Origin of the sequence: Sagittula marina, from assembly GCF_014196795.1 — a bacterium.
GTDB classification, from domain to species: domain Bacteria; phylum Pseudomonadota; class Alphaproteobacteria; order Rhodobacterales; family Rhodobacteraceae; genus Sagittula; species Sagittula marina.
Map to the genome: position 1 here is coordinate 108,828 of NZ_JACIEJ010000007.1, position 19,194 is coordinate 128,021.

The 19,194-nt window shown below is 61.6% G+C and carries 15 protein-coding genes; 7 read left to right on the top strand and 8 right to left on the bottom strand.

All coding sequences use genetic code 11. From position 1 onward, the window contains the following. Positions 1 to 127: 127 nt before the first annotated feature. Positions 128 to 871, bottom strand: coding sequence for an SDR family oxidoreductase (locus tag GGQ68_RS14480; protein ID WP_183967205.1), 744 nt, complete (start codon positions 869 to 871; stop codon positions 128 to 130). A gap of 381 nt (positions 872 to 1,252) precedes the next feature. Next, complete coding sequence (pepN, locus tag GGQ68_RS14485) at positions 1,253 to 3,811, bottom strand: aminopeptidase N (RefSeq protein ID WP_183967207.1); 2,559 nt, start codon at positions 3,809 to 3,811, stop codon at positions 1,253 to 1,255. Positions 3,812 to 3,927: 116 nt separating this feature from the next. Here pepN and GGQ68_RS14490 point away from each other — a divergent pair, with 116 nt between their 5' ends. Continuing rightward, on the top strand, positions 3,928 to 4,155 hold the full coding sequence (locus GGQ68_RS14490) for a hypothetical protein (protein ID WP_183967209.1): 228 nt from the start codon (positions 3,928 to 3,930) through the stop codon (positions 4,153 to 4,155). A 93-nt stretch (positions 4,156 to 4,248) separates the two neighbouring features. After that, positions 4,249 to 4,404 (top strand): DUF2256 domain-containing protein, encoded by a 156-nt coding sequence (locus tag GGQ68_RS14495; protein WP_425502983.1) that lies wholly within the window; start codon positions 4,249 to 4,251, stop codon positions 4,402 to 4,404. Between the two features lie 123 nt (positions 4,405 to 4,527). On the opposite strand, the gene GGQ68_RS14500 is transcribed toward GGQ68_RS14495, so the two are convergent. Both GGQ68_RS14500 and GGQ68_RS14505 read right to left on the bottom strand, forming a co-directional pair. Beyond that, positions 4,528 to 8,244, bottom strand: coding sequence for an efflux RND transporter permease subunit (locus tag GGQ68_RS14500; protein WP_183967213.1), 3,717 nt, complete (start codon positions 8,242 to 8,244; stop codon positions 4,528 to 4,530). Further along, the gene (locus tag GGQ68_RS14505; protein WP_246429377.1) at positions 8,241 to 10,073 is read right to left on the bottom strand and encodes an efflux RND transporter periplasmic adaptor subunit; all 1,833 of its coding nucleotides are present in this window, start codon (positions 10,071 to 10,073) and stop codon (positions 8,241 to 8,243) included. Before GGQ68_RS14505 ends, GGQ68_RS14500 begins: the two co-directional genes overlap by 4 nt. Before the next feature lie 327 nt (positions 10,074 to 10,400). On the opposite strand from GGQ68_RS14505, the gene GGQ68_RS14510 reads away from it, so the two are divergent. The 3 genes from GGQ68_RS14510 (at position 10,401) to der (ending at position 14,065) form a co-directional block, all read left to right on the top strand. Further along, positions 10,401 to 11,060, top strand: a complete 660-nt coding sequence (locus tag GGQ68_RS14510; protein WP_183967215.1) for a tetratricopeptide repeat protein — start codon at positions 10,401 to 10,403, stop codon at positions 11,058 to 11,060. Positions 11,061 to 11,171: 111 nt separating this feature from the next. Beyond that, on the top strand, positions 11,172 to 12,500 hold the full coding sequence (locus GGQ68_RS14515; RefSeq protein WP_183967216.1) for a PQQ-like beta-propeller repeat protein: 1,329 nt from the start codon (positions 11,172 to 11,174) through the stop codon (positions 12,498 to 12,500). An 89-nt stretch (positions 12,501 to 12,589) separates the two neighbouring features. Then, entirely contained in the window at positions 12,590 to 14,065 is a 1,476-nt protein-coding gene (gene der, locus GGQ68_RS14520; protein WP_183967217.1) for a ribosome biogenesis GTPase Der, read from the top strand. Positions 14,066 to 14,154: 89 nt separating this feature from the next. On the opposite strand, the gene GGQ68_RS14525 is transcribed toward der, so the two are convergent. The 3 genes from GGQ68_RS14525 to serS form a co-directional block, all read right to left on the bottom strand. Continuing rightward, positions 14,155 to 14,850, bottom strand: coding sequence for a glutathione S-transferase family protein (locus GGQ68_RS14525; RefSeq protein WP_183967218.1), 696 nt, complete (start codon positions 14,848 to 14,850; stop codon positions 14,155 to 14,157). A 111-nt stretch (positions 14,851 to 14,961) separates the two neighbouring features. Beyond that, positions 14,962 to 15,666: a hypothetical protein gene (locus GGQ68_RS14530; RefSeq protein WP_183967219.1), complete on the bottom strand. Its 705-nt coding sequence runs from the start codon at positions 15,664 to 15,666 to the stop codon at positions 14,962 to 14,964. Positions 15,667 to 15,809: 143 nt separating this feature from the next. Beyond that, positions 15,810 to 17,102 carry a serine--tRNA ligase gene (gene serS / locus GGQ68_RS14535; RefSeq protein ID WP_183967220.1) on the bottom strand — a complete coding sequence of 431 codons (1,293 nt, stop codon included), beginning with the start codon at positions 17,100 to 17,102 and terminating at the stop codon, positions 15,810 to 15,812. A 206-nt stretch (positions 17,103 to 17,308) separates the two neighbouring features. Between serS and GGQ68_RS14540 the strand changes: the two genes are divergently transcribed. Further along, positions 17,309 to 18,067 (top strand): calcium-binding protein, encoded by a 759-nt coding sequence (locus GGQ68_RS14540; protein WP_183967221.1) that lies wholly within the window; start codon positions 17,309 to 17,311, stop codon positions 18,065 to 18,067. Positions 18,068 to 18,125: 58 nt separating this feature from the next. On the opposite strand, the gene GGQ68_RS14545 is transcribed toward GGQ68_RS14540, so the two are convergent. Continuing rightward, positions 18,126 to 18,773 (bottom strand): trypsin-like serine peptidase, encoded by a 648-nt coding sequence (locus tag GGQ68_RS14545; RefSeq protein ID WP_183967223.1) that lies wholly within the window; start codon positions 18,771 to 18,773, stop codon positions 18,126 to 18,128. 129 nt (positions 18,774 to 18,902) lie between these two features. On the opposite strand from GGQ68_RS14545, the gene yajC reads away from it, so the two are divergent. Next, positions 18,903 to 19,190, top strand: a complete 288-nt coding sequence (yajC, locus tag GGQ68_RS14550) for a preprotein translocase subunit YajC (protein WP_183967224.1) — start codon at positions 18,903 to 18,905, stop codon at positions 19,188 to 19,190. Positions 19,191 to 19,194: the final 4 nt, after the last annotated feature.

The window sequence follows — 19,194 nt, forward strand, 5'->3', positions numbered from 1 at the left end:
GAGATCACATTTTTGTTAAAGATTTCATGACAGACACGCCGTCATAAGTCCAGTTGCACAGATATATAACACTTTGCGAGCGGACGACCATGCGCAGAGTGAAAAACAGCGTCTTGTCTAGGCGATATCAGCGACCACCTGTGACATCAAGGATCGAGCGCGTCACATAGGATGCCCGTTCCGACAACAGCCAGAGCGCGGCTTCGGCGATTTCATCTGCCGTGCCGGGCCGGCCCATGGGGGGCGATTTGCCAATCTTTTCGAGTCGATCGGGCACGCCGCCTTTGGCGTGGATACCGGTCTCGATAATGCCGGGGCGAATGCCGTTCACGCGGATGCCCTCAGGCGCGAGTTCATCGGCGAGGCCAAGCGTGAAGGTATCAATTGCCCCTTTGGTCGCCGCGTAGTCGATGTACATGTCGGGCGCTCCCAGCCGAGCCGCCGCGCTTGAGATGTTCACGATGGCGCCGCCTTTTCTCCAGTCCCGTATCAGGCCAACGGTCTGTCGCGCCACCTCGATCGCGCCAAAGCAGTTGACGGCAAAGACCTTTTCGACACGCTCCGGCGTCAAATCCATGATCGAGCCGGTCGGTGAAACGATGCCCGCGTTGTTGAGGAGACCGACCCGTCCCGGCTTCATCTCGGCCAGTTTCACGAACATGCGCGCGACGGCCTTTGGCTTTGTCACGTCAGCCTGAAAAAGATAGGCCTGCGCACCCATGCTTTCGACGACGGCGGCGGTGTCCTCCGCTCCGGTCTTGTCCTGACCATAGTGCACCACAATCCGCGACCAACCGTTGAAGGCCGCATTGCGCGCGGTGGCAGCGCCAATTCCTGCGGAGGCTCCGGTCACAATTAAAAGTCCAGTCATCCCCGCTCCTGTTCCTTGGTCCAATGGCTCATCAGGCATGTGACAACACGCCTGAAAGCTGAGGCCAATTAAACTGCTACGGGTTGCAGCGGCAAGTCCGCACTGAAGGTATGGAGGGTGTCACGCATCTGGATCCGTCGGAGAGCGTCCCACCAAGCGCATCGATAAAACGCGGCGTGTTACCGAGGTGCCGAGGGTATTGAGCTTTGCCTGAACGGCGGTCCGCGAAGTATGTGCGGGGAAATGGCGTCGCATATATGTGCCTTTTCTTTGCATGCCAAAAAGTGGCCGCGATGAAATTCATCGCGGCCACTTTGGTCAAGACCAACTCAGATCACCCGTATCCGGCTGCGCCATGACGGGCACGTTTCTGTCGGCGTGTCAGCCCAGGATACGGCTTACCATCTCATCTGTGTCGCGGCTCAGGTTTGGCTTTGATTTGATACGCTCCAGCTGAGTGCGGATCAGCGCCTGTCGGTCCGCATCGTAGCGAGTCCACGTCTGGAAGACGGAACACATGCGGGCCGTCGTTTGCGGGTTCAAATCGTCCAGCGCGATCAGTTTGTCCGCCACCAATGCGTAACCTGCGCCATCCTTTTGGTGGAAGGCCGCATGATACCCGGACAGAGCCCCCAGTGTCGCGCGGAAGCGATTGGGGTTCTTGATGGTGAAATCCTTGTGGTTTGTCAGGGCTGCGGTGCGGGCCACGGCCTGTTCGGGGGGCAATGCGGCGATTTGCAGACCGAACCACTTGTCGATCACCAGGCGGTCGTTCTGCCATTGGTCGTAGAAGGCGGCGAGGGCGGTGTCGCCCTTGCCCGCGCGCACCAGCTGCGCCAAGGCGCTCAGTTGATGGGTCATGTTGTCGGCGCTCTCGTATTGCGCCTGCGCGGCCTTCCCACCATCCAGACGTGTTTGCAGCGAAAGCACTGCGGAGCCAAGCGAGCGCTTTCCCGATTGCTCTGCGTCGGGGGCGTAGGGGGCCGTGACGCGCGCTTCCTCGGCGAAGCGCGGCAAGAGATCCACCCAGCGTTCGGCGCGGAACTGTGACAGGGTTTCCCCCGCGTTGTAGATCGCATCGGGATCGGGAGTGTGGCCGCGTTCGTGCAACACCTGCGCCATCTCGGAATTGGTTGGTCCGGCCAGCATCAGGGCGCGATAGGCGGGGTCGAGGCTTTCGTCGCGCAGCACGTTTTCCAAGCCGTCCAGCCATGCGGTGTCGGGACCAGCGCCATCGAGGATCATCGCCAGAAGGCATTCGCGGGCGAGGTCGCGGTTGGCTTCCCACCGGTTGAAGCTGTCGGTGTCATGCGCCAGCAGGAACGCCTTTTCCTGCGCGGTTGTGGTCCGTTCCAGCACGACCGGGGCAGAGAAGCCGCGCAGCAGCGAGGGCACCGGCTTTGCAGACAGCCCGTCAAAGGTAAAACTCTGCGTGGTTTCGGTGAGTTCCAGCACAGTCGTGGGCACGACCTCATCCCCATTGGGATTCAGCAGGCCAACAGCCATGGGAATGACCTGCGGCCGCTTGTCCGTCTGGTTCGGCGTGTCGGGGGAGTGCTGTTTGAAGGTCAAGGTATAGCTTCCCTCGGCGTAATCCTCGGTGACGGAAACGCGCGGGGTGCCGGATTGCGAATACCAGAGCTTGAACTGTGCCAAATCGCGGCCGGTGGCATCCTCGAACACGCGCAGCCAGTCGTCAATGGTGGCGGCGTCGCCGTCGTGGCGTTCAAAGTAAAGGTCGAGCGCCTTGCCGTAGGCCTCGTCGCCCACCAGCAGCTTCAGCATACCAATGACTTCGGCGCCTTTCTCATAGACGGTGGCGGTGTAGAAGTTGTTGATTTCCTGAAAGCTTTCAGGGCGCACAGGGTGCGACAGCGGTCCTTGGTCCTCCGGGAACTGGCGCGCGCGCAGAACCATCACATCCTCGATCCGTTTCACCGGGGCAGAGCGCATATCAGAGGTGAACTGGCTGTCACGATAGACAGTCAGCCCCTCCTTCAGGCACAGTTGGAACCAGTCGCGGCAGGTGATGCGATTGCCTGTCCAGTTGTGAAAGTACTCATGGGCGATGATCGCCTCGATACGCTCGAAGTTTGCGTCGGTGGAGGTCTCGGGGGAGGCGAGCACACAAGACGAGTTGAAGATGTTCAGCCCCTTGTTCTCCATTGCGCCCATGTTGAAATCGTCGACGGCCACAATGTTGAAGATATCAAGATCGTATTCGCGTCCGTAAACGTCCTCGTCCCACTTCATCGACTTTTTCAGCGCGTCCATGCCAAAGGCACATTTGTCCTCGTCGCCGGGCCGGACCCAGATGTTCAACTCCACATCCTTCCCGGAGACAGTGGTAAAGCGATCGGGATGGTTCACCAGATCTCCGGCGACGAGCGCGAACAGATACGCAGGCTTGGGCCAGGGGTCGTGCCATTCGGCAAACGCGTCACCGGTGTCGCCGGGGTTCCCGTTCGACAACTTGACCGGCTCTTTGCCTTCGATCCGGACAGTGAAGGTGGCCATCACGTCTGGGCGGTCGGGATAGTAGGTGATCTTGCGAAAGCCTTCTGCCTCGCACTGGGTGCAATACATGCCGCCCGACATGTAAAGGCCCTCAAGCGCGGTATTCTGCGCAGGCGCGATCTCGACCTCGGATTCCCACAGGAAGCGGCCGGCAGGCACTTGCGCCGTAAGGCCGCGCGCGGTGACCTCTGGCGTGATGGCCACGCCGTCGATCCTGGCTTCGATCAATTTCAGGTCTTCGCCGTGCAAAAAGAAATCCTGCGCCGGGGCATCAGGGTTCGGTGCAAAGTGGATGCTTGCCAGGACACGTGTTGCGTCGGGAGACAGGCGAAAGGTGAGGTGCACAGCCTCGACGATCCAGCCGAAGGGGGTGTAGTCCTTGAGGAAAACTGTCTCCGGGGCGGTGGGGGCTTGATCCTTCATGGTGTGCTCCTTTTTTGGTGACACGATGGAACCCGCGCCGTTGCTGAAGTGTTAGGCCTGTAACCAAGCAGCGGCAACCACGCCGCAGGAATTTGTTCACCGCCGAGGAGACACACATGTCTGCACCCGACACCAATATCAAAACCCAAGAACGCCGTCACAAAGGGGCGCTGGGCGGAATGAAAATGGTCCTCGGCTTTGTGGCAGTGATCCTCTTGATTTTTGTTGGGTATCTATTTTTTGCGTCCAACGGGCCGGAAGAGGCAGAGTCGCAGGTTGAAGTTGGTCCCGGCATCGAAGTGACCGAACCGGACAACGCGATCCCGGCTGGTGAAGTCGACTGATCCTTTTGAATTATTGGCACGTACAGGAAACGGGCATGGACTGAGCGGGTCCGTGCCCGTTTTCTGTTCGGAGGGTGGGCTGTGCCACGTGGTGTGAAGAAATCGAATCTGCCGGAAAAGACCTGCGCCACCTGCGGGCGTCCGTTCACTTGGCGCAAGGCGTGGGCGAAAGTCTGGGAAGATGTGCGCTACTGCTCAAACCGCTGCCGCGCGGAAAGGCTGAAAAAGGCGTCCTCCTCAGCCCGCTGAAATCGGGCCTTTGAAAGAAAATACAGGCAGCGCTTTTGGCTTTGACGAGCCCTGTCGCCAACTTCTTAGCTTCTCGAATACTCCGCAGGCAGCACCCCATCTATGCTTGCCAAGGCCGCAGGGCTATTCCGCAGCGCGCAACGTCTGTGCCTCCGTCGGGGAGGACGGGCGGTCAATTTCTTCCCACAATATTTCAGGTGCCTTGATGCGTTTTGCTTCGCGAGCCAGCGCCCAGTCGCGGGCGATGCGCGATCCACGGCCAAAGGACAGGCGTGCGAGCTGAGTGGCGATCCACTTGGCATAGGTCGCCGCCCATATGCGCACCGCCAGCATGGATGGGGTGAAGACCAGCGTCAGGATCGTCGCCGTTGCAAGGCCAAAGACCACCGCTGTAGCAAGGTTCTTCCACCAGAGCGCCGTGGGGCTGTCGACGGAATAGCCGCCGCCGAAGAAGTCCAGCGACAAGCCGAACATCATCGGGGCCAGACCGGCCATGGTGGTGATCGTCGTCAGCAGCACCGGGCGAATGCGGTCCTCTGCCGTGCGCACGATGGCTTCCAGCCTTGGCATGTAGCGCTCGTATTCCTGATAGGTGTCGATCAGAACGATATTGTTGTTCACCACGATCCCCGCCAGCGCCACGATACCAACCCCCGTCATGATGACAGAGAACGACTGCCCCATGATCAACATGCCCCACAGCACACCGGCCACCGACATGATGACCGCCAGCAACACCAGCACCGAGTTGTAGAAGGAGTTGAACTGCGCCAGCAGGATGATGAACATCAAACCCAGCGCTCCGGCAAAGGCCGACTGCAAAAAGGCCTGAGATTCCGCCTGATCCTCCTGATCGCCGGTCCATTCCGTCGTGATCCCGGCGGGCAGCGGATTGCCTTCGAGCCATCTGTCGACTTCGGCGATGCGTTCGTTGGCGGTGACTGGGACAGCTTGCAATCCGTCGGCCGCTTGCAAGGCCGGCAAGTCGGCAGGGCTTACGGCGTAGGTCTTGTCCCCCAGAGTAAAGGACACCTTGTCGCCCGTCTTTTCTGTCTGGCCATAGGCTATCAGCGTGGCGTCTTTTCCTGTCCCCGTGTCGAAGCGGACCATGCCGTCGGCCACGCCGGCCTTCACGTCGAAGTAGCGGGTCTGGTCGATGCGATTGATCTCGGCCAGCTGTTCCACCGGCGTGCGGGTGATGAAGTTCGACAGCGGGATCAGTCCGGTGTTTGTGCGGACCTTGAGTGTGTCGAGCGTGGACAGCACACGGTCGTCCTCAGGCAGGCGCACGCGGATTTCGATTTCTTCGTCCGAGCTGTCGACGCGCATGGTGTCGAGCAGGATCCCCCGCGTCACAAGCTGCACCATGCCCCCCACTGTGGCGACGTCCGCGCCATAAAGACCGGCCTTTTCAACGTCGACGTCGATCTGCCAGTCGATGCCGGGCAGGGGGCGCGTGTCCTCGACCAGCGTCAGGCCGGGCATGTCCTCGAACTTGGAGCGGGCGGCGGCCGTGGCCGTGATCAAATCGTCCCAGTTATCTCCCTTTAGCCGCAGATGAACGGGTTTCGCCGACGCCGGGCCGCGCGCTTGTGCGAGGATCTCGACCTCGATACCCGGGATCTGTTCCAGCTTCGCGGTGAGCTCGGTGATGATCGTGTCGCCGTCCAGGTCGTCCAGCGTCACCTCGTCGGGGTGGGCGGCCGCGTAATCGGCGCGATCCTCCCAGGGGATCGTTTCAAGCTGGACCTGACCGATGGTGTCCTTGGGGGCTTCGGCCCCGCCGGTGTTGTTGTTCAGGCCGCCGTCGCCGGCAAAAGCGAAGGCGTTAAGGATGCCGGGATGCGACAGGACGACGTCCTCCGCCCGCTTTACGATCGCGTCCTTTTCGGACAGCGACAGGTTGCCCCGTGCTCGGACGTAGACAATGGCCTGCTCGGGTTCGCTGTCGACAAAGAACTCTGTGCCGTTGTTGTTTTGCCCGTAGTAGCCAAAGGTGAAGATCACGAAGCCCACGACGCCGGCGATGGTCACCAGCGGCATGATCGGGTTGCCCGCGATGAAATGCATGAACGACCCAAAGGCGGAGCGCCGATAGCTGCCTTGAATCCGGCGCGGTTTGCGCTGTGGGGCGGCAGCGTCCATCGACACAGAGGCCAGAACGGCAAACAGCAGGAAGATGACGATGCCGGGCAAGCGTGCGCCAAAGCCGGTCGCCTCTGTCGGGGCGATGTAGGACGGGTTCAGAACCATCATCGCGCCGGTGTAGACGCCGACCAGAGCCACGGCGACCAAGGCGATGCGCAGCCACCAAGGTGCGGACTTGCGCAAAGCCTGGCCCATGGTGTGGATCTGCCGGGACCAGCGGCCTGAGACACCGCCCATCACGGGAAGGTAGATCAGCGCCACCACCAGCGATGCGGACAGCACGAAAATCAGCGTGACCGGCAACATGCCCATGAATTGCCCTGCGACCCCCGGCCAGAACAGCATCGGCAAAAAGGCACAGAGGGTCGTCGCAGTGGAGGATACCACGGGCCAGAACATACGGTGCCCGGCTTCCACATAGGCGTGCATGGGGCCTGAGCCTTCTTCAATGCGCTTGTCGGCGTATTCGACAACCACGATGGCCCCGTCGACCAGCATCCCCACGGCAAGGATCAGGCCGAACATCACGATGTTGGACACGGACACATCCATCAGCGCCAGCAGCAGAAAGCACAGCAGGAAGGAGGTCGGAATCGCAAAACCCACCAACAAAGCGGGCCGCAGGCCAAGCGATGCCAGCACCACGATCATCACCAGGGCAATGGCGGTCAACACCGACCCTTCGAGTTGCGAGACCATCGACGCCACCTGCCGCGATTGATCGTTCGATGCGCCGACGTCGAGCACCGCTTGCAGTTCTTCGGGCCAGTCAGCCTCTGCCTCGGCGATCACCGCGCGTACGGCGTCGGCGGTATCAATGATGTTGAACCCTTTGCGTTTGACCACCTGTAGCGCCACAGTGGTCGCGCCATTGAAGCGGGCAGTGCCGATGCGGTCCTCGAAGGTCAGGCGGATCTCTGCCAATTCACCCAAGGTCACGGTGCGCTGGCCATTGGTTTTGACCGGCAGGTTGTAGATGTCCTGACTTTCCTCGAAGGAGGCCGGGATCTTGACCGCAAAGGTGCCCTGGTCAGTTTCGATTTCACCGGCGGCGATCAGCTGGTTGTTGTTCTGCACGACATTGATCAGCTCAAGCGCTGTGATGTTGTAGCTTTCAAGCCGCAGGGGGTCGATGATGACCTCGACCATTTCGTCGCGGTTGCCGGCGATACCGGCCTCCAGCACGCTATCGAGAGATTCCACGCGATCCTGCAGATCCTTGGCAATCTGTGCCATGGTCCGTTCCGGCACCGGGCCGGTGAGGTTCACGATCAGGATCGGAAATTCAGAAAAGTTGATTTCGTTGATGGAATACTGCTCGGCGCCTTCGGGAAACTTGGCCTCGGCGTTGTTCATGCTGTCGCGTACATCGGCGATGATCTTGGTCTTGTCCCAGCCGAATTCGAATTCCAGTGCAAGACCGGCATAGCCTTCGGACGCGGTGCCGGACATGGACTTCAGGCCGTCCAGATCGGACAGCTCGGTTTCCATCGGTTTGACCAGCAACTTTTCGCTATCGGAGGCAGAGATGCCGGGAAAAGGGACAGAGACGAAAAGCGCGGGAATCTCGATGTCCGGTTCGCCCTCTTTGGGGAGGGTCGCGTAAGCCCAGCCGCCTGCCAGCAAGGACAAGACGATGAAGGCGATGACCATCCGGGCGCGTGCGGCGGCCCAGTCGATAATGCCGGTCATTGAATGACCTCCTCGAAGCTGGGTGCAAGGGGCACGCCATCGGTGACGTATTCCTGACCGAGGATGATGATGTCGACCGTATCGGGCAGGCCGGTGACCCAGACACCTTGTCGTGTGTCGCGCAGGACGGTCACGGGCATGAAGGCGGCGGTTTCCGTGTCAGAGACGGTGCGCAGGCCAAGGTCGCCCTCATCGTTCAACGTCAGTGCGGATTGCGGCACCAGATGAGCCTGCGCGCCTTCAGCCTCGATGGCGATGTCGGCGGTTTGGCCGTCGCGGATCGACAGGTCTTCGTTCGGCACCTCCAGTTCCACACGGAAGGTGCGTGTTGCCGGATCAGCGGAACGGGAGACAAAGCTGACGTCACCGGTGACTTCGCGTCCGCTCACCAGGCGTGCGCCTGCCTGTGCGCCGACCTCTATGCGCGCAACGGAAGCTTCGGGGGCGTAGGCGACGATCTTCACCGGGTTCAGCTGGATGACAGTGGCGCAGGCAGACCCGGGCTGCATCAGCGCGCCCAGCTCGGCGGTATCGGTTTCCAGAAGCCCGCCAAAAGGTGCGTGGATCGACAGGCGATCAATTTCCGTGTCGGCAGCTGCGACACCTGCTTCGGCGGATTGAATGGCGGAGAGCGCGGTTTCCTCGCCCGTCATGGCAGCCTGCACGCCGGCTTGCGCGCCTTCCAGTTGCGACTTGGTCGAGGCGATGGCGGTCTTCGCCCCTTCAACGCCTGAGAGGGCGGAGGACACGCGGGCGCGCGCCCCTTCGATCTGGCTGCGGGCGCTTTGCACGCCTGCCTTGGCATTCGCAATCTGGGTGCGTGCGGCGATCACACCGGCCTCGGCGTTACGGATGCCGGATTGCGCAGCCTGGACCGAGGCGCGGGCCGTTTCGACGTTGCTTTTGGCGGCTTGGATGCCGGAGGCCGCGGCCAGAAGCCCGGCTTGTGCGGTTTGCACCTGCGCCTTTGCGGTTTCGAACGCGGCCTCGGCGGAGGCGAGCCGGGTTTGCGCGGTAAAGCCGTCACGGGCGAGGCTTTGCGAGGCGTTGAGGTTGATCTCGGCTTCGCGGACCTGCGCTTCGGCCTGTTGCACCCGGGCTTCGGCCTCCGGAACGCGCGATTGTGCTTCTTCGAGTGCGGCTTGCGCGGCGGGCACGGCGGCTTCTGCTTCGCGCAGGCGTGCCTTGGCTTCGGGGACGCGGGATTCGGCTTCGATCAGGCGGGATTCGACCTCCGGCACGCGGGCTTCTGCCTCGGCCAGAGCGGCCTCGGCGGCGGGCACCCCGGCGCGGGCTTCTGACAGGGCGGCCTCTGCGGCGGGAATATTTGCTTCGGCCTCCAGAATAGCGGCCTCAGCGGCCGGAACCTGTGCCTTAGCCTCCGCCAGGCGGGCGCGGGATTCCGGCAACAGGGCCTTTGCCTCTGCCAGTTTCGCCAGAGCCTCGCGTTTGGATACCTCCCGAGTACCGGGATCGATTTCGCACAGCAGTTGCCCGGCCTCGACCAGCGTCCCGTTGCGCAGCGGATCAGAGACCACCTTGCCGGAGGTTTCGGCGCGCACCTCGACCTGACGCACAGCCTGCGTCTCGCCCCGCAAGATGACGGCACTGTCGACCTCTTGCGCGACGGAGCGGCGGGCCATGACGCGCACTGAGTTGACGGTGACATTTTGTATGGCCGTCGCTGTATCGACCTGCGCCTCCTCCGGCACATCCGTCTCGGCGGGAGCCTCTGCGCCCGTCCATGCCATGAGCGTCTCACGTTCCATCACAAGCAGGTACAAAAGCCCCGCAACGATGATCGCGGTGATGATCGATACAATGCGCATTCAAGGTCTTCCCGATTGTCGCGCCGCCAAAATCGCGGCCGTCTGTTATATAAATCCAGTTTCTATCAGATACGCACGCGAAGGCGGATTGGATTGAACTGCTTGGTTCAGTTTATTAGGCTGCTGCTAGGCGTCACGCAAGCGTGACGGGCAGGCCGTGCATATAAAGCGGCTGTTTGCGACAGGTTACCTGACAGATTTTGGCAGTTGTGCCCCGGAAATGGTCGCTGAGAGGCTCTTGGCAGAAAGCGGATTGCGCTGCTGGGCGGGTGTTGGCAACGGACCGGTCAGCCTGTAAGAGAGGGCAAAATTCCGAGGGGGGCTCAGGTGAGCGACACCGACAGTTTTATCGACGAGGTGACCGAAGAGGTCAAACGCGACCGGCTTTTTGCGACGATGCGCAAATATGGCTGGATTGCCGTGCTGATCGTGCTGCTCCTGGTGGGCGGCACTGCCTATCGCGAATATGCGCAGGCGCAGGATCGTGCGCAAGCGCAGGCGCTGGGCGACCAGATTCTTGCGGCGATGGAGACCGAGGACAGCGCCGCGCAGGCCGAGGCCTTCGACGCCATCACCGCACCAACGGTTGGGTCCCGCGTCCTTGCAGAAATGCTTGCCGCCGAAGCGCAGGCCGAGGCCGGAGAAATCGAGGCTGCGGTCACACGTTTGCAAACCGTGGCGAATGACGCCGAGGCGGAGCAGATTTATCGCCAGATCGCCAGCTTCAAGGCCTTGGCATTGGGCAAAGACGTTCTGTCGGTCGAAGACCGCCGCGCGGGTTTTGAATCGCTGGCCGTCGCTGGTCAACCGCTGCGGCTGCTGGCCGTAGAGCAACTGGCCCTGATCGACATCGAAACCGGTGACCGTGAAGGCGCGGTGGATCGGTTGCAGTCAGTGATCTCTGACGCGGAGGTGAGCGCAGGCTTGCGTCGTCGCGCAAGTCAGTTGATTGTGGCATTGGGTGGCGAGTTGCCGGAACAGGCCTGAGGGTCTGCGGCAACACGCAAGAGTACAGCGCTGGACGCGGGCTTTTGGGCGCTGCGAACAGCCAAAGTGAACAGACCGAAAGCGGTCTGACGGGCTGGAAGAGGTAAGACGATGCAGCGCAAGGCTTTCATCCTGACGTGCGTCAGCGTTCTGGCGCTGGCAGGCTGCGGAAACAACGATCCGATCCTTGCCGGTGAGCGTCTGAACGTCCGTGACGTTTTGCAGACCCGCGCCAGTGGCGAGAACTCCGAGGTGGTGAACCAGGCGCGCGCCATGTCGCTGCCCGCTGCCGTGACGAATACAGACTGGCGGCAAAGTGCTGTAAGCCCCTCGGTTCGCGTCACCAACGCAGCCTTGGCCGCAGCGCCGCAGCCTTTGTTCTCGACGTCCATCGGGACCGGTGACACCCGCCGCAGCCGTTTGCTCGCCGATCCGGTGATCGCTGACGGCGTGATCTACACGATGGATTCGCACAGCGTGGTGCGCGCGACCTCTATCGCGGGGCAGCCGCTCTGGTCCGTCGATCTGACCCCCGCGCGCGAAAACGCCGGTGCCGGTCAGGGCGGCGGTCTGGCGCGCGGTGGCAATGCGCTGTTCGTTTCGTCTGGCTTTGGATCGGTCGTGGCGCTTGATCCGGCCACCGGCACGGAGCTGTGGGAGCAAAAGCTGGGTGGCACTGCCACGGGCGCGCCGAGCTACGCCGACGGGCTGGTTTATGTTGTCTCCGGCGACACCACGGGCTGGGCCATCGAGGCAGAGGACGGCCGCATTCGTTGGCAGACCGAAGGGCAGGGCAGCATCAACAATGTGGCCGGTGCCCCTGCGCCAGCAATCGGCGATCAGCATGTGGTGTTTTCCTTTGGTAGCGGTGGCGTGTCTGGCGTGTTCCGCAAAGGCGGCCTGCGGTTGTGGAGTTCTGATCTGCTCGGGCGGCGCAACGGTGTCGCGGTAGCGGCGGTGAACGATGTGACCGGCGATCCGCTGATTGCGGGCGATACAGTCTATGCAGGCAATCACGCAGGCAGCGTTGCGGCGATGAGCGTCTACACCGGCGACCGCTTGTGGACGGCGGATTACGGCGCGCTTGGGCCCTTGTGGCCAGCGGGCGACTCGGTTTTCTTTGTGTCCGATCGCAACCAGTTGGTGCGCCTCGACGCGTCCTCCGGCGAGGCGATCTGGGAGGTGGAGCTTCCGGGCTACAAGCCGACCCGCAAACCCAACAAGCGCCGCGATGCGGCCTACGCGAACCGTGGCCCGGTGATGGCTGGCGGACGACTGCTTGTTGCCGGCTCTGACGGGTTCATACGATCCTTTGACCCGGTCAGCGGCGCGCTTTTGTCGACGCTTGAGGTGCCCGGTGGGGCCACCACGCGCCCGGTTGTCGCCAACAACACCCTGTATGTCGTGTCAAAGAAAGGCGTGCTGCACGCCTGGCGCTGATCCGGCAAAGCGACGCCCCTTGCGTGAGGGGCTTTCGCTGCGCCGCGAAATGCGCTAGATGCGCGGCTTGATCCGCGGAGCCCTATTGCATGTCCTTCACTCTCGCCATCGTCGGTCGCCCCAATGTGGGCAAGTCGACCCTCTTCAACCGCCTTGTGGGGCGTCGCATTGCCCTGGTCGATGACCAACCGGGTGTGACGCGCGACCTGAGAGAAGGCGCCGCGCGGATCGGCGATTTGCGGTTCACTGTCGTGGACACCGCCGGTCTGGAAAATGAAACCGACGATTCGCTGCCGGCGCGGATGCGTCGCCTGACGGAACGTGCGGTGGACATGGCGGATATCTGCCTGTTTATCGTTGACGCACGCACGGGGCTGTTGCCTGACGATCGTGTGTTTGCGGAGATTCTGCGCAAACGCGCGAAGCATGTGATCCTCGCCGCCAACAAGGCCGAGGGCAATGCCGCCGAAGCCGGTGTCTTCGAGGCCTACGAGCTGGGTCTGGGCGAGCCTTTGCGTCTGTCGGCAGAGCATGGTGAGGGCATGGCGGATCTGTATTCGGTGCTGCAACCCTTTGCCGCCGAGTTCGAGGAACGTGCTGAGGCGGATGCGCCGGACACCGATGTGTCGCTTTCCGAGGAAGAGGCTGAGGCGGCGGACGAAAACGCCATCCAGATGCCCACGGCAGAGAAACCATTGCAGATCGCCGTTGTCGGCCGTCCAAACGCGGGCAAATCCACTCTGATCAACCAGATCATCGGCGAGGAGCGCCTGCTGACAGGCCCAGAGGCCGGGATCACCCGCGATGCGATCTCGCTCAGCCACGAGTGGAACGGCACGCATGTGCGCATCTTTGACACCGCCGGCATGCGGCGTCGTGCCAAGGTACAGGAAAAGCTCGAGAAACTTTCAGTCTCTGACGGCGTTCGTGCGGTAAAGTTCGCCGAAGTGGTTGTGGTCTTGCTGGACGCGGCGATCCCGTTCGAGACACAGGATCTCAAGATCGCAGACCTGGCCGAGCGCGAAGGCCGCGCTGTTGTCGTTGCGGTGAACAAGTGGGACATCGAGGACGAGAAGCAGGAAAAGCTCAAATGGCTGCGCGATCAGTTTGAGCATGTCCTGCCGCAGCTGCGCGGTGCACCGCTGGTGACCGTCTCCGCCCGGACGGGCAAGGGACTGGACAAGCTGCAGCAGGCCATCGTCGAAGCCTATGTGACCTGGAACCGCCGCGTGTCCACCGGACAGCTGAACCGCTGGCTCGACTCGATGATCACCCGGCACCCGCCGCCCGCGCCGCAAGGCAAGCGTATCAAGTTGCGTTACATGACCCAGGCGAAAACGCGACCGCCGGGCTTTGTCGTCATGTGTTCGCACCCGGACAAGCTGCCTGAGAGCTATTCGCGCTATCTTGTGAACGGTCTGCGCGAGGACTTCGACATGCCGGGCACGCCGATCCGGCTTTATATGCGCGGCCAGTCTGACAAGAACCCGTTCAAGGGGCGCCGTCCGAAGAAGCCCGGCGCATTGGGCAAACACTTGGGCAAATTGCAAAAGAAACAAGACTAGGGGCGGCAGATGCCTTTGGTCTGAAAATCAAAAAAAGGCAGCGCTCATGGGGAGCGCTGCCTTTTTGTTTTGCAAGGTATCCGGGCCGGTTATTCTGGAACGTGTGGGATATCCCATGCTTTTTTCACGGCATCTCGAGCCATGAAACGCTGGCGGTACCCTTCGAGGTTTTCGAAATTGTCCCATCCCAGCAAATCGGCGGCGTCGTAAAATCGGTGGATGGTTTCCAGCCACGGAACGATGGCCATATCGGCGATGGAGTAATCTCCTGCCACCCATTCCTGACCGTTGAGCTGGGTGTCCAGTACGCCGAGAAGACGACGGGCCTCATTGACGAAGCGCTCCTTGGGGCGCGGATCGTCGATCTCTTTTCCTTTGAAGGCGTGGAAGTACCCAAGCTGGCCGAGCATTGGCCCAAGGCCACCCATCTGCCACATCAACCACTGGATGACTTTCAGACGATCTGCACCGGAGGGCAGGAATTTCCCCGACTTTTCCGCGAGGTGGATCAGGATCGCGCCGCTTTCGAACAGGCTCACCGGGCCGTCCGGACCCGCGGGATCAACGATGGCGGGGATCTTGTTGTTCGGAGAGATCGACAAGAACTCCGGGCTGCGCACGTCCTCGTCGGAGAGCGAGACAAAGTGCGGCTCGTAGGGCAGGCCGGTCTCTTCGAGCATGGTGGAAACTTTTACGCCGTTGGGCGTGGGGTAGGAATAAAGCTGGATGACCGAGGGGTCTTTGGCGGGCCAGCGGTCGTTCACTAGGAAGTCGTCGGGAAACATCGGGAACCTCTGTCAGTGTCTTTGCTGACAAGTAAGGTGGTCTGTTTCCGCGCTCAGTCCAACTGCAGATACGCAAAGGTGCAGTGCGCATCTGCAGAGCGTCTACGGGCGTTATTCGGTGTCCGTGCTGCGCAGACCAAGAATGGCAACGATGCCGAGGATGCTTAGCCCCGCCACGGCGGCGTTGAGCGGCCCGGTGTTTTGTACGATCACGCCAACCAGCGCCCAGATGACGGTGACGCCGTATTCCGGGGCGCGGTGCAGACGATATTGCACCACCAGTGCCACGGCCAAAGCCATAACGAGGCACACGAGCGCCGCTGGCGTCGGAGGCAGGAGGCCATAGCCGCCCATCACCACGCCCAGGCCGACGAAGGCCGCAGCGGTCAGCCAACCTGCGTAAATGGCCACCGGGGCTTGTTGCAGCCAGCGGTCGGTGACGCCCACTGAAAACAGTGCCTTGAGGGCGGCGGCCAACATAACAAAGATCACCGGAATGGAGAGCAAGGGAGAGACGGAGGCCACAGGCAACCATGTCGCCCCGATGGCCAGACTTAGGGCAATCCAAGGACGGAAATCGGCCCAATCGGGATCATCGGCGCGCCTTACGGCACCCACTACGGCCGCCACGAACAGCCAAACGTAGATCAGCCCCCAAATCGAGAAGGCGTAGCCAGCCGGTTGAACAGGCGGGTGTTCGATGCGGTTTGGAAATTGGCTCGGCTCAAAGCCGTTGAAACCCGGTACAATAAAATAGGAGCCGAGAAAGGCCAATGTTGCAAGCAGCGTCAGATAGGCCCAGAGGCGGTTGGTCATGTGGTGTTCTCCGGTTCCCGAGAGCCTGAATTCAGGCAGGCTGCGGCGCGGCATCAGTCAATCCGACGGCGTATCTCTTGTCAACGAAACGAGGCGGTTGCGGTTCCCCGCGGTTGGTCGCGCCCCGTGTCGCTGGATCGTGATCAGGCGAGGGTGCCTTCGGCGGTGAGGCGGGTCTTGCCGCCCAAGTAAGGGTGCAGCGCCTCCGGCAGATCGACGGAGCCGTCCGCCTGTTGCCCGTTTTCCAGCACCGCGATCAGGCAGCGCCCCACCGCGAGGCCGGACCCGTTCAGCGTCGCCACGAAACCCAGCTTGCCACCGCCGGCGGGCTTGAACCGTGCGTTCATACGCCGCGCCTGAAATTGACCGCAGGTGGAGACAGAGGAAATCTCGCGGTAGCTGTTCTGGCCGGGCAGCCAGACTTCGATGTCGTGCGTTTTTTGCGCGCCAAAGCCCATGTCACCGGTGCACAGCACGACTGTGCGGTAGGGCAAGCCCAGCTTTTCCAGGATTGCCTCGGCGCAGCCAGTCATGCGGTCATGCTCGGCGATGGCCTCGTCCGGATGACAGATGGTGACCATCTCGACCTTTTCGAACTGGTGTTGGCGCAGCATCCCGGCGGTGTCCCGTCCGGCGGAGCCTGCCTCGGACCGGAAGCACTGCGAATAGGCCGTCAGGCGGCGGGGCAGGTCGCCTTCATCCAGGGTTTCGCCGTTAACGGTGTTGGTGAGCGTCACCTCGGATGTCGGGATCAGCCACCATCCGTTGGTGGTCTCGTAGCTGTCTTCGCCAAACTTTGGCAACTGGCCAGTGCCGTACATCATTTCCGGGCGGACCAGTACAGGGGTCCACGTCTCGGTCAGTCCGTGGTCATCGATATGCGTGTCGAGCATGAACTGCGTCAGGGCGCGGCTGATGCGGGCAACGGCCCCTTGCAGGACGACAAAACGCGCGCCCGAGAGTTTGGCAGCGGTTTCGAAATCCATGCCGGGTTTCACACCGGCCAGATCGTAGTGTTCCCTTGGCGTGAAGTCCAAGGCGCGCGGTTCTCCCCAGCGCTTGACCTCGACATTGTCGTTTTCATCGGCGCCCTCGGGCACCTCGGGCAGCGGCAGGTTGTCGATGCCCATCAGCAGGTCGGTCAACTGCGCGTCGAGCGCCTTTGCCTTTTCCTGCATCTCGGAGACTTCGGCTTTCTTCTCACCAACAAGCGCGCGCAGACGTTCAAATTCAGCGTCGTTGCCGGAGGCCTTGGCCGCGCCGACTTCCTTGGCGGCCTTTTTTTGATCCGCCTGTGCAGTCTCGGCGGCGAGGATGGCGGCGCGGCGCTCTTCGTCCAGCGCGAGCACGGAGGAAGACATCGGCTCCTTGCCGCGGCGGCTGAGGGCCGCATCCCAGGTTTCCGGGTTCTCGCGGATGGCGCGGATGTCGTGCATCTCATTCTCCCATGGATGTCATTGAGTCGCCCTGCTTATGCCCGATCTTTTCGCAGGACGGTAGGGCCAGCCTGATGCGATGCGCTGGCTGTGTTTGGGGATCCGTGACGCTGTGTTTCCGACTTAACCGGATTTTTCCAAATGATTGGCAAGGTTCCGCCATAGCCCGGCGACATGAGGCAGACCGGGAATCGAGGAGCACTGCAATGGGGTTTGGCCTGCTTGCGGTCATTGGGGCGGCGGTCCTGATGGCCCTTCAATCTGTTATGGAAGACGTACCCGAGCCGGGCGAAGAGGTGATCGAAGACGGCGATAGTATCGCGGGCAGCGATTACGACGATGTTATCAACGGTGATGCATCGGCGCAGATGATCATGCCGCATTCCGGCGACGATCTGGTGAATGCCGGCGGCGGCGATGATTTCGTGTCCGATTTCCCTTGGGACCAGGACAGCGTCAGCACACCCGCCGGTCTGGTGAACCCCGATTGGGATGACGACACGATCAATGGCGAGGGGGGCAACGACCGTATTCTGGCAACCGGCGGGGCCAATCTGGTCGACGGCGGGGCAGGCAATGATACGGTCAGCACCGTGGACCTTCATCCGGATGCGCCCTTTGCACCCGATAGGGTGTCGGGCGGCGGTGGCGCGGATTGGTTGATCGGTGACGACGGCGACACACTGAGTGGCAATGGCGCGACCGATTTCTTTACCGCTATCGTGGATGAGCCACAGGATGAGGTGGTCACGATCACAGATTTTGACCGGGGCGAGACGCTGGAGATTCTCCTCTATGATCCCAGCCTGTTGAACCCGGACGGCAGCGCGCCAGAGGCCGATTTGCGCGACACGCAGGATGGTGTTGTGGTGTCTGTGGCAGGCCAGGATGCTGTAATATTTGCGAATTCTCTGGCGCGGGATCTGAATGGCACAATCCGTGTGCTGGACGGTTTGTCGCTTTAACCTGCTTCGGCGCGGCCCTTGGGGCGGAGTTTCACTGATGCGCCGGGGCCTGAGGCGATCAGTCGGTCAGGAGGGCGCGCACCCAGTTGTCGATCGGAACCACCAGTGCTTCCTCCTCAACCACGGCTGCGATGACGGCGACCAGTTTGCGGGTCGCACCGTCACCAGACAGAACCGGCCCGCCGGATTGCCCGCTCTCCACCCGACAGCGGATCCGCCAGAGGCCGGAGTTTTCGTCGCCGTAACAAAAGTCGGTCTCCACTTGGCGATGTGGTGCGGAGCGTTGGTAGCCCACCAGCGTCAGTGGTCCGGGCAAACCGCCCCGGCCCAAGGTCATCGGCGGCGGTGTCAGGCGGCTTGAAAGCCGAACCGCTGCGATATCATGGCGGAGGTTGAACCGACCGTTTTCATAGGCCTTCGGATGTACTTCGACAGAGGCGATGCGCGCGCTGCCCTTGTGGGTGGCGCCGTCCCATGCGGCGACAAAAATCATATTCTCCAACCGCTTGAGATAACCATCCTCCGGGGTCGTCACGCAGTGCGCAGCGGTCAGCGCCGTATCTGGCGCGATCAGCGTGGCGGTGCACATCTCACGTTGGCGATAGCCTGCCATGTTCAGCCGACCGACCGCATCATCAGCGTGGGCGGGCAGGGCGATCAAAGTCAAAAGCAACCAGCGCAACATGCCGGCCACGATAGTCCACATGCGCGCCCGGTCCAGATGACATCACGACGCGCGGCGTCTGCCTTGCATCCGGCGCGAGGGACGCATAGGTATCGCCCACTTTCGCGGGGGATGCCCCGCTGTTTTGACCGATCCAGCAAGGAGCATCCCATGGACCAGCAAACCATGTCATCTTTTGTGATGATGGCCCTGATTTTCGCCATCATGTACTTTCTTCTCATTCGTCCGCAGCAGAAGAAGATGAAACAGCACAAGGCGATGATCGAAGCGATCCGCCGCAACGACATCATCGTCACGCAAGGCGGGATCATCGGCAAGGTGATGAAGGTCAAGGACGAGAACGAAGTCGAAGTGGAAATTGCCGAAGGTGTGAAAGTGCGTTTGATGCGCTCTACCATCGCGACGGTGAAATCCAAGACCGAACCCGCCGAGGCCTGATAAA

Bases quoted from the DNA above. Each gene is read 5' to 3' on its own strand.
- GGQ68_RS14480 (WP_183967205.1), bottom strand. From the start codon at position 871: ATGACTGGACTTTTAATTGTGACCGGAGCCTCCGCAGGAATTGGCGCT.
- pepN (WP_183967207.1), bottom strand. From the start codon at position 3,811: ATGAAGGATCAAGCCCCCACCGCCCCGGAGACAGTTTTCCTCAAGGAC.
- GGQ68_RS14490 (WP_183967209.1), top strand. From the start codon at position 3,928: ATGTCTGCACCCGACACCAATATCAAAACCCAAGAACGCCGTCACAAA.
- GGQ68_RS14500 (WP_183967213.1), bottom strand. From the start codon at position 8,244: ATGACCGGCATTATCGACTGGGCCGCCGCACGCGCCCGGATGGTCATC.
- GGQ68_RS14505 (WP_246429377.1), bottom strand. From the start codon at position 10,073: ATGCGCATTGTATCGATCATCACCGCGATCATCGTTGCGGGGCTTTTG.
- GGQ68_RS14515 (WP_183967216.1), top strand. From the start codon at position 11,172: ATGCAGCGCAAGGCTTTCATCCTGACGTGCGTCAGCGTTCTGGCGCTG.
- der (WP_183967217.1), top strand. From the start codon at position 12,590: ATGTCCTTCACTCTCGCCATCGTCGGTCGCCCCAATGTGGGCAAGTCG.
- GGQ68_RS14525 (WP_183967218.1), bottom strand. From the start codon at position 14,850: ATGTTTCCCGACGACTTCCTAGTGAACGACCGCTGGCCCGCCAAAGAC.
- GGQ68_RS14530 (WP_183967219.1), bottom strand. From the start codon at position 15,666: ATGACCAACCGCCTCTGGGCCTATCTGACGCTGCTTGCAACATTGGCC.
- serS (WP_183967220.1), bottom strand. From the start codon at position 17,102: ATGCACGACATCCGCGCCATCCGCGAGAACCCGGAAACCTGGGATGCG.
- GGQ68_RS14540 (WP_183967221.1), top strand. From the start codon at position 17,309: ATGGGGTTTGGCCTGCTTGCGGTCATTGGGGCGGCGGTCCTGATGGCC.
- GGQ68_RS14545 (WP_183967223.1), bottom strand. From the start codon at position 18,773: ATGTGGACTATCGTGGCCGGCATGTTGCGCTGGTTGCTTTTGACTTTG.
- yajC (WP_183967224.1), top strand. From the start codon at position 18,903: ATGGACCAGCAAACCATGTCATCTTTTGTGATGATGGCCCTGATTTTC.